We start from the raw sequence: 9,616 nt of genomic DNA, 5'->3' as shown, positions 1-9,616 counted from the left end.
TCGAGGACCGGCGCGGGCACCGTCTCGGCGGCGATCGCCGCGGACGCGGGAGCGAGGAGCGCTCCCAGGCACGCGGCGGCGAGAGAAACGGCGACGACGCGGCGGGCAAGGCGCGGGCGTCCATCTTTGACGGACGGGTAGTCAGACAACATGGGTGTCCCTTCGGGAGACGGTCGTCGGCGACGCGTGTTCCCCGGGTTCGGCGTCGAAGCCCGGTGCGAGAAGTTGTGGTGAGTCCGCTCAGGCTAGCGAAGAATGTTCCCGCTAACAACACGCGCAGCAGTATGCGGAGCGGTCGGACGTTCCGCCCCGCGTAGCCACCCGACCTCCGGGATCGGCGCACGTCGCGACGGACTTCTGCCTCGACGGCGGTCCGGCGCATCGCACGGGCGGCGGGCGGCCGCGATCGTCAGGCGGCCCAGACCGGAGGGTGGGGGAGAGCGCCGCGGCGGCGCTCGAGTTGCGCACCGAGCGACAGAAGCGTCGCCTCACCCCCCGGCCGACCGATGAGTTGAACCGAGACGGGGTGCCCCTCGGCATCCGTCGTCACCGGCAGCGTGAGCGCCGGCAGTCCGGCGACGTTGACGAAGCTCGAGTACGGGGCGTACTCCACCTGCATGGCGAACGTGCGTTCGGGGCTGTGCCCCGCGTACGCGCCCACCCGCTGCGGCACCTGAGCGAGCGCCGGGGTGAGCACCGCGTCGAAGCGCGAGAAGTCTTCGATCGTGCGGCGCTCGAAGGCCCGGGCCGAGGCGAGCCCGCCGAGCAGATCGAGCGAGGAGAGCCGGCGCCCCTCGCGCACGAGCCACGCGGTCAGCGGCTCGACGAGCGGCATGTCGTCGTCGCTCAGGGGGATGCGCGCGGCGCTCGCGCGCCAGAGCACGTGGAAGAGCGACGCGTAGCCGACGGGATGCCAATCGGCATCCGTGACGTCGTGCCCCGCGTCGCTCAGCCAGGCGGCGGCCGTCTCGAAGGCGGTGCGCGCGTCGGGATGAAGCACGATGTCCTCGTCGTCGTCCCAGGGCGACACGGTGGTGACCCCGACGCGCAGATCGCCCGGGGGGCGACGGGCGGCGTCGACGAACGGCCCCGACCCGGGTGCGGCGGTGGCGTAACGGAACGGTGCGAGCTCGACGAGCGCGTCGAGCAGCAGGCCGGCGTCCTCTGCGGAACGCGTGATCGGACCGGTGACCGACAACCCGTCGGGGGAGTCGAACCCCGAACCGATCGACAACCGCCCGCGGGAGGGTTTCAGGCCCACCACCCCGACGGTGGCCGAGGGGATGCGGATCGACCCCCCGCCGTCGGACCCTACCGCGCCCGGCAAGAAGCCGGCCGCGACCGCGACGGCGGCGCCGCCGCTCGACCCGCCCGCCCCGGCCGAGGGGCGCCAGGGATCGCGGGCCGGCGCATGGATGAGCGGTTCGGTGAAGCCGGTGAGTCCGAACTCCGACGTACTCGTCTTGCCGACGTTCACCGTCCCCGCGGCATCAAGAGCGCGGGCGAGAGGATCGGATGCCGTCGGCACGTGATCCACGCGAGCACGCGAGCCGTAGCGGGTGGGCACGCCTTCGCGGGCGACGAGGTCTTTGTCCGCCAGGGGGACACCCCACAACGCCGCGGCGGTGGGTCGCTCCAACCGTGCCGCCCGCTGCAGCGCGGCGCTCGCTGTCACCTCGGCGAAGGCGCCGAGGTCGTCCAGCCGCTGGATGCGATCGACGTAGTGCGCGGCCAGCTCGGCGGGGGAGAGGTCGCCCGCACGCAGTGCCTCGGTCTGGGCGACGAGCGACAGGTCGTGCAGACGGGCCATGAGTCGAGACTACGGCGACAGCCCGACGCTGGTGCGGAGCGGCGCAGGGCTCCTCCCACCCGGGGACCGCGGGGCCGCCCGGACGGCCGCCGCGGTGGCGAGGGTCGTCCGGACGGCGGGGCGAGCGTCAGATCCAGTACTCGGGCGTGGTCAGGAGGGCGCGGGTGTCCTCGCCGCTCCGCCGCGTCCGTGCTTTCGCCGGCACACCCACGAGCACGCTGTCGGCGGGTGCGTCACGCGTGACGACGGCGTTCGCGCCGACCACGGTTCCGGCGCCCAAGGTGATGGGCCCGAGGATCTTCGCCCCGGCACCGATGGCCACTCCGTCATGCAGGGTGGGATGCCGCTTACCCCCCTCGCGCTGTCGCCCCCCGAGGGTCACCCCGTGGTAGAGCATCACGTCGTCGCCGACCTCGGCCGTCTCGCCGACGACGACGCCCATGCCGTGGTCGATGAAGAATCGGCGTCCGATCGTCGCCCCCGGGTGGATCTCGACACCGGTGAGCCAGCGGGTTGTCTGGGACAGGGCCCGCGCCGGAAAGCGCAGGCCCCGTCTCCACAGGCGGTTCGCGATGCGGTACGACCAGACGGCGTGGAGCCCCGGATACAGCAGGGCGATCTCAAGTCCGCCGCGCGCCGCGGGGTCGCGGAGTTTAGCGGAGGCGATGTCTTCGCGGATGCGGGAGAGGGCCCCCACCGTCAGTCTTCGCGCAGGTGCTCGTACAGGGCGGTCGAAAGGTAGCGCTCGCCGTACGAGGGGATGATCACGACGATGTTCTTGCCCGCGGCCTCGGGGCGACGGGCGACCTCGAGCGCCGCCCAGATGGCCGCACCCGACGACATGCCGACGAGGATGCCGTCCTTGGCAGCCGTCTCGCGGGCGAGACGAATGGCGTCGTCGAACTCGACGTCGATGACCTCGTCGAGGATGTCGCGATCGAGGATCTCGGGGACGAAGTTCGGGCCGATGCCCTGGATCTTGTGGGGGCCGGGGTGACCCTTGGTGAGGATCGGGGAGTCGGCGGGCTCGACGGCCACGATCTGCACGCCGGGGACGCGCTCCTTGAGCACCTGACCGACACCGGTGATGGTGCCGCCCGTCCCGATGCCGGCCACGAAGTAGTCGACCTTCCCGTCGGTGTCGCGCAGGATCTCTTCGGCGGTCGTGCGGCGGTGGATCGCCGGGTTGGCCTCGTTCTCGAACTGACGGGCCCAGACGGCGCCCGGGGTTTCGGCGACGATGCGCTTGGCCTCGTCGACTGCGAGGAGCATGCCCTTGGTGGGGTCGGTGAGCACCAGCTCGGCTCCGAAGGCCTTGAGCAGGATGCGTCGCTCCTTCGACATCGAGGCGGGCATCGTCAGGATGACCTTGTAGCCGCGCGCCGCGCCCACCATCGCCAGGGCGATGCCGGTGTTCCCGCTCGTGGACTCGACGATGGTGCCACCGGGCTTCAACTCGCCCGATGCCTCGGCAGCGTCGACGATGGCGATTCCCAGACGGTCCTTCACGCTGGAGGCCGGGTTGTAGAACTCCAGCTTCAGCAGGATCTGCGCCTCGGTCCCCTCGGCGACGCGATTCAGCCGCACGAGGGGAGTGTCGCCGAACGCGGAGGTGATGTCGGGATGAATGCCGGGCATGGGGCGCCTTTCGCCGTCGGTCAGAACGCGATCATCTTAGGCGAGGGGTTCGAGGCCGATTCTTGTATGACGCCGCGCTACTAAGCTGGGGTTCCGTCATGCCCCAGACGTCCTCGCCCTCGCCCGTTCCCGCCCTCGTTGCAACCGTTGTGCGCGACGCCGCTCGACGATTCGCCACAGCGGGCGTGCCAGAGGCCCAGGTCGACGCCGAGTTGCTCGTCGCCCACGTTCTCGCAACCTCGCGCGGAGGAGTACAGGCCGCAGCCGTCCGCGGAGACCGGATGCCGGAAGATGCAGCCGCAGCCCTGGCGTCGCTGATCGACCGGCGCTGCGCGCGGGAGCCGCTGCAGCATCTCACCGGGGTCGCGCCGTTCCGCTCGCTCGAACTGGCCGTCGGCCCGGGCGTTTTCGTGCCTCGACCCGAGACCGAGATGGTGGCCCAGCTCTCGATCGATGCGCTGCGCGCCATGGCATCCGCCTCTCCGATCGCGGTGGACCTCGGAACCGGGAGCGGGGCGATCGCCCTCGCGATGGCGACGGAGGTTCCGCACGCGCGCGTGTTCGCCGCCGAGAACTCGGTCGACGCCTTCATCTGGACCACGCTGAATCACCGCCGTGTGGGCGCGGAGAACCTCACCCTCGCCTTCGCCGATCTCGCGGTCGCCTTCGCCGAGCTCGACGGCACCGTTTCCGTGGTGGCGTCCAATCCGCCCTACGTCCCTGATGATGCGATCCCGCGCGATCCCGAGGTGCGTCTCTACGACCCGCCGGCGGCACTGTACGGCGGACCCGACGGATTGGATGCCGTGCGCCGGCTGAGCCTCGTCGGCCTGCGCCTCGCGCACCCCGGCGGGGCCATCGTCCTCGAGCACGGCGAGTGGCAGGGCGCGGCGATCCGCGACATCCTGACCGACGACGGGTGGCGATCGGCCGCCACCCACACCGATCTCACGATGCGCGATCGCGCAACGACCGCTGTCCGTCCCTGACCGCGCGCTCCGCGTCGCCCGGCTAGACTGACGCGCGACATGTCACCCGTCTACGACTGCCGTGACGAGTCGCAGCTGCTGTCCGGGATGCGCCATGCGCGTCAGGCCATCGGCCGAGGCGAACTCGTCGTGCTCCCCACCGACACCGTCTACGGAATCGCCGCCGACGCGTTCAATGCGCGCGCCGTCGCGGGACTCCTCGAGGCCAAGGGGCGGGGTCGCCAGCACCCACCGCCCGTGCTCGTTCCCGGCGTGGGTACCCTCCGTGCCCTCGTCGCCGAGGTGCCGCCCGCCGTCGACGATCTCGTCCGCGAGTTCTGGCCGGGCGGGTTGACGATCATCCTTCCCGCTCAGCCCTCGCTGTCGTGGGACCTCGGCGACACGCACGGCACGGTGGCGGTGCGCATGCCCGCGCAGAAGCTGACGCTCGAGCTGTTGGAGGAGACGGGACCCCTTGCCGTCTCCAGCGCGAACCTCACCGGGATGCCGGCAGCCGTCGACATCGACTCCGCTCGCGACATGCTGCGCGACAGCGTCGCCGCCTATCTCGACGCCGGTCCCAGCGAGACGGGTGTGGCATCGACAATCGTGGACGCCACGACCCTGGTCGGGGGCGCCGAGCCTCAGGTGCGCGTCCTGCGCGAGGGCGCCGTCTCGCGCGAGCGTCTGCGCGAGGTACTCGGCGATCTGCTCGAGCCCGATCCCGTCGACGACGCCGTCGCCCCCGCAGCGTCTTCGGTCGACCCGACGCCGGATGCCGAGGCGCCGGGTCCGTGACCCAGTATCTCCTCATCATCCTGTTCACGGCGGCGGTCACGCTCGCGCTGTCGTGGGTGGTGTGGAAGGTCGCCCTGCGGTTCAAGCTCTATCCCGGCATCCGGGACCGCGACGTCCACCAGACACCCACGCCCCGTCTGGGTGGTGTGGCGATGTTCCTCGGCGTCGTGGGGGCCTTCGCGCTGTCGAGCCAGAACCCCTACTTCGCCATCCTGTGGGCCGATCCGGTCCCCGTGCTCTCCCTGCTGGGGGCCGTCCTCCTCATCGTGCTCATCGGCGTCGCAGACGACCTCTGGGACTTGGACTGGATGATCAAGCTCGGAGCCCAGTTCGTCGCCGCCGGGATCATCGCGTGGTTCGGACAGCTGCAGATCCTCTCACTGCCCATCGGGGCGCTGACGGTCGGATCGAGCTGGGTGAGCTTCCTGCTCACCGTGTTCGCGCTCGTGGTGGTGATGAACGCCGTCAACTTCATCGACGGTCTGAACGGCCTCGTCGCGGGTGTCTGCCTGATCGCGAACGGCGTGTTCTTCGCGTACTCATACCTGCTGGTCCGCGATACCGGCGCGAGCACCTACTTCAATCTGGCCTCATTCATCGCCGCCGTCCTCGTCGGCGCGTGCCTCGGGTTCCTCCCGATGAACTGGACACCCGCGAAGCTCTTCATGGGCGACGCGGGCGCGCTCATGCTGGGACTGCTCATGGCGAGTTCCGCGATCGCCATCACCGGCCAGCTCGATCCGGCCGTCCTCGACCCCGAGAAGATCGGTCGATCCCAGCTGCTGGGTGCCTTCATCCCGATCCTGCTGCCGGTCGTGATCGTGCTGCTGCCGCTGCTCGACTTCGGCCTGGCCGTCCTGCGGCGTCAGTGGGCCGGACGGTCGCCCTTCTCGCCCGACCGCAAGCACCTGCATCACCGGATGCTCGACATGGGCCATACCGACCGCGACGCCGTGCTCATCTTCTACAGCTGGACCGCTGTGGTCAGTCTGGCGTTCCTGCTGATGTACATCGGCACGCAGCAGAGCTGGCCCGGCGACTACGTGATCGGCGTCGTCTTCGGCCTCGCCGGCGTGGCCGCCTGCGCCGTTCTGACCCTCCTTCCCTCTCAGCGCCGGCTGCGGCGGTTGTCCCGTCGCACCCGACCCACCCCACCGGAGACCCCCTCATGAGCCCTACCGCCCCCGAATCCCGCCGCCCCCTGTCGAGTACCCCGGTCCTGCGCACCGCCCTGGTCTGGGGCGGCATCGTGACCGCGGTGCTGCTGATCGTGGGAGCCGTCGTGGGCTTCGCCGTCGCGGGAGCGCCCGGCCTCGGCAGTGCTCTGGCGGGTGTCGCCGTGAGCGCGATGTTCTTGGCCGTGACCGCGATCAGCATCCTGATCGCGAACCGGTGGTACGGCGACCCCCTCTACGTGCCCATCTTCTTCGGCATCGTGCTCGGGGGGTGGCTGCTCAAGCTCGTCCTGTTCATCGTGGCCATCGCCGTGCTCCGAGGACAGGACTGGGTCGACCTGGTCGTGTTCTACGTCGCGCTCGTCGTCAGCGTCCTCGCCTCGTTGGCGGTCGACGTGGTCGTGCTCATGCGCATGCGCATCCCCAGTGCCAGCGACGTGACGCTGCCCACCGACCCCGACGCCGGTGATCGGCGAGCGTGAGGTGGGCGCGCCCGTATCGCACCGCGGAGAACGCCGTTGCGCGTTACTCCGGTCGCGAGAGGATCGGCCGGCCCGACACGTGGATGGGCCGGGAGTTTGATAGGGTGACATACGTACCCACCCGCGATCGGAACTCTTTTCCAGGTCTTCTCATCGGGTACCATCACCGACCATCGTCGCAACGGTTCACACCGATGCCCCGAAGCTGGAGCCAGCGCTGACTACTCAAGCTGCGACCCTGATCACGAACTTCGCGTCCGCGGGTGCGGAGTTCCACCCGCCGTCCATTTCAGAGTTCTTCCCCGACGCGGTGCTGTTCGAGGGCACGATCTTCGCGATCACGCGCATCAACCTCACGCAGATGCTGGCGACCCTCGCGCTCGTCCTCTTCCTCGTGCTGGGCACGCGGCGCATGAAGATCGTCCCCGGTCGCTTCCAGAGCGTCGCCGAGATGGGCCTCGACTTCGTCCGCGTCAACATCGCCGAAGACATCCTGGGCAAGAAGGACGGGCGTCGCTTCCTGCCCATCCTCACCACGATCTTCTTCATGGTGCTGTTCATGAACATCACGGGTGTCATCCCGTTCCTGAACATCGCCGGCACCAGCGTCATCGCGGTTCCCATGCTGCTGGCGATCGTGGCATACGTCACCTTCATCTACGCCGGCATCAAGAAGAGCCCGGGAGGGTTCTTCAAGAACGCGCTGCTGCCCTCGGGCGTGCCGTGGCCGCTGTACATCATCATCGTCCCGCTCGAGTTCCTCTCGACGTTCATCATCCGCCCCGTCACGCTGACGCTGCGTCTGCTGATGAACATGGTCGTCGGTCACCTCATGCTGGTGCTGTTCTTCTCGGCGACGCAGTTCTTCGTCGTCGGGCTCGGCGGCTGGTGGACGGCGCTCGGCGCCGGATCCCTGGCCTTCGGTCTCGCCTTCACCCTGTTCGAAATCTTCGTCGCCTTCCTCCAGGCGTACGTCTTCGCGATCCTCACCGCGGTCTACATCCAGCTCGCGGTCGCAGAAGAGCACTGAGCGGCCCGGCGCACGCCGAGCCACCCAACGAAAGGAAAAAACCCGTGGACGCAACTACGGTTCTCGCCCAGGTCACCGGTAACGTCGCCACGATCGGCTACGGCCTCGCCGCCATCGGCCCCGCCATCGGCGTGGGCATCGTCGTCGGCAAGACGATCGAGGGTGTCGCCCGTCAGCCCGAACTCGCGGGCCGCCTCCAGGTCCTGATGTTCATCGGTATCGCCTTCACCGAGGCGCTCGCCTTCATCGGTATCGCGACCGGCTTCATCTTCACCTGATCCGGCCGCTCTCGACTCACTGTAAGGAGACAGGATGCTGAACGCTCTTGTCACACTCGCCGCGGAGCCCGCGGGCGAGGAAGCGCAGAACCCGCTCCTGCCTGCCGCGTACGACATCCTCTGGTCGTTCGTGTGCTTCGTCATCATCGCCGTCGTGGTGTGGCGTGTGGCTCTGCCGCGCATGGCGAAGCTGCTCGACGAGCGCAGTGCTGCCATCGAGGGCAACATCGCCAAGGCCGACGAGGCCCAGCGACAGGCCGAGGCCGCCCTCGAGGAGTACACCGCCCAGCTCGCCGAAGCGCGCAAGCAGGCCGGCGAGATCCGTGAGGGCGCGACGCAGGACGGTCGCAAGATCGTCGCCGAGGCCAAAGAGGCGGCTGCCACCGAGGCAGCACGCATCACCGCCAGCGCGCACGCGCAGATCGAGGCCGAGCGTCAGACGGCCCTCGTGCAGCTGCGTTCGGAGGTCGGTACCCTTGCGGTCGACCTCGCGGGCAACGTCATCGGCGAGACGCTGACCGACGACGCGCGTGCGAACGCCGTGGTCGACCGCTTCCTCGCCGAGCTCGAGGCCTCCGAGAAGGCGGCCAAGTAATGGGCAGCGCGACCACTCAGGCCCGAACCGCGACGACGGAGGCGCTGGCCTCCACGTCCGGCGTCGATCTCGACGTCGCGCGCGAGCTGTTCGCGGCCGTCGCCGCCGTGAGCGGCTCGGCGCAGCTGAGCGGCGCGCTGTCCGACTCGTCGGTGCCGCCCGCCGTCCGTGCGGGGCTCGTCTCGGCGGTCTTCGGTCCGTCGTACCAGCCGACAACGGTTGCACTGCTCTCCAGCGCGGCCCAGCAGCGCTGGTCGAACTCCGGTCAGTTCATCGAGGGGCTCGAAGAGCTCGCGGTGCAGGCGACCTCGGTCGCCGAGCCGGCCGACATCGAGGCGGAGCTGTTCGCCTTCTCGCGAACGGTCGCCTCGAACGGCGAGCTCGAGCTCGCGCTGGGCGGTCGCCTCGGCGGCGCCACGGCGAAGGGCGACCTCGTCTCGAAGCTGCTCGATGGACGCACGAGCGCCGGTACCGCGCTCATCGTCTCGTCGCTGGTGAAGCACGCCCGCGGTCGCCGGGTGCGTGCCCTGCTGCGCCGGGCCGAGCGCATCGTCTCCGACCAGCGTTCGCGCATCGTCGCGACCGTGTACGCCGCCGCCCCGCTGAGCGACGACCAGCAGGCCCGCCTGCAGAACTCCCTCAGCGCGCGATACGGCTCAGCGGTCACGCTGAACACCGTGATCGACCCGACGGTGCTCGGCGGACTGCGCGTGCAAGTCGCCGATGACGTCATCGACGCGAGCGTGTCCGCACGTCTCGCCGATCTCCGCCAGCGGATCGCCGGCTAAAGACTTTCCGCCCGAGCGGGCGTGGATCTGGGGGCCAAGTGCCCCACGAACGAA

Annotated in this window: 11 protein-coding genes; 8 read left to right on the top strand and 3 right to left on the bottom strand. The window is 69.6% G+C overall.

The window, feature by feature from the left end; translation table 11 throughout:
- Positions 1-409: 409 nt before the first annotated feature.
- From MT347_RS11180 to cysK, 3 genes are all read right to left on the bottom strand, one after another.
- Complete coding sequence (locus MT347_RS11180; RefSeq protein ID WP_243501102.1) at positions 410-1,810, bottom strand: amidase; 1,401 nt, start codon at positions 1,808-1,810, stop codon at positions 410-412.
- Positions 1,811-1,937: 127 nt separating this feature from the next.
- Entirely contained in the window at positions 1,938-2,507 is a 570-nt protein-coding gene (gene epsC / locus MT347_RS11175) for a serine O-acetyltransferase EpsC (RefSeq protein ID WP_243501100.1), read from the bottom strand.
- Between the two features lie 2 nt (positions 2,508-2,509).
- Positions 2,510-3,448 carry a cysteine synthase A gene (cysK, locus tag MT347_RS11170; RefSeq protein ID WP_243501098.1) on the bottom strand — a complete coding sequence of 313 codons (939 nt, stop codon included), beginning with the start codon at positions 3,446-3,448 and terminating at the stop codon, positions 2,510-2,512.
- Between the two features lie 98 nt (positions 3,449-3,546).
- Between cysK and prmC the strand changes: the two genes are divergently transcribed.
- The 8 genes from prmC (at position 3,547) to MT347_RS11130 (ending at position 9,562) form a co-directional block, all read left to right on the top strand.
- The gene (prmC, locus tag MT347_RS11165; RefSeq protein WP_243501096.1) at positions 3,547-4,437 is read left to right on the top strand and encodes a peptide chain release factor N(5)-glutamine methyltransferase; all 891 of its coding nucleotides are present in this window, start codon (positions 3,547-3,549) and stop codon (positions 4,435-4,437) included.
- 39 nt (positions 4,438-4,476) lie between these two features.
- Positions 4,477-5,214, top strand: a complete 738-nt coding sequence (locus tag MT347_RS11160) for an L-threonylcarbamoyladenylate synthase (RefSeq protein ID WP_243501094.1) — start codon at positions 4,477-4,479, stop codon at positions 5,212-5,214.
- Positions 5,211-6,386 carry an MraY family glycosyltransferase gene (locus MT347_RS11155; RefSeq protein WP_243501092.1) on the top strand — a complete coding sequence of 392 codons (1,176 nt, stop codon included), beginning with the start codon at positions 5,211-5,213 and terminating at the stop codon, positions 6,384-6,386. The genes MT347_RS11160 and MT347_RS11155 overlap by 4 nt, the downstream gene beginning before the upstream one ends.
- Positions 6,383-6,871 (top strand): hypothetical protein, encoded by a 489-nt coding sequence (locus MT347_RS11150; RefSeq protein ID WP_243501090.1) that lies wholly within the window; start codon positions 6,383-6,385, stop codon positions 6,869-6,871. Before MT347_RS11155 ends, MT347_RS11150 begins: the two co-directional genes overlap by 4 nt.
- A gap of 310 nt (positions 6,872-7,181) precedes the next feature.
- On the top strand, positions 7,182-7,901 hold the full coding sequence (atpB, locus tag MT347_RS11145) for a F0F1 ATP synthase subunit A (protein ID WP_374206528.1): 720 nt from the start codon (positions 7,182-7,184) through the stop codon (positions 7,899-7,901).
- A gap of 44 nt (positions 7,902-7,945) precedes the next feature.
- Positions 7,946-8,179 carry a F0F1 ATP synthase subunit C gene (gene atpE, locus MT347_RS11140; protein ID WP_043360904.1) on the top strand — a complete coding sequence of 78 codons (234 nt, stop codon included), beginning with the start codon at positions 7,946-7,948 and terminating at the stop codon, positions 8,177-8,179.
- Positions 8,180-8,213: 34 nt separating this feature from the next.
- A complete protein-coding gene (locus MT347_RS11135) occupies positions 8,214-8,774 on the top strand; it encodes a F0F1 ATP synthase subunit B (RefSeq protein WP_243501088.1) in 561 nt (186 codons plus the stop codon).
- On the top strand, positions 8,774-9,562 hold the full coding sequence (locus MT347_RS11130; RefSeq protein WP_243501086.1) for a F0F1 ATP synthase subunit delta: 789 nt from the start codon (positions 8,774-8,776) through the stop codon (positions 9,560-9,562). The genes MT347_RS11135 and MT347_RS11130 overlap by 1 nt, the downstream gene beginning before the upstream one ends.
- Positions 9,563-9,616 lie beyond the last annotated feature (54 nt).

The sequence above is a fragment of the Microbacterium sp. VKM Ac-2923 genome, assembly GCF_022815605.1.
Lineage (GTDB): Bacteria > Actinomycetota > Actinomycetes > Actinomycetales > Microbacteriaceae > Microbacterium.
This window is presented reverse-complemented; position numbering and strand designations above follow the sequence as displayed.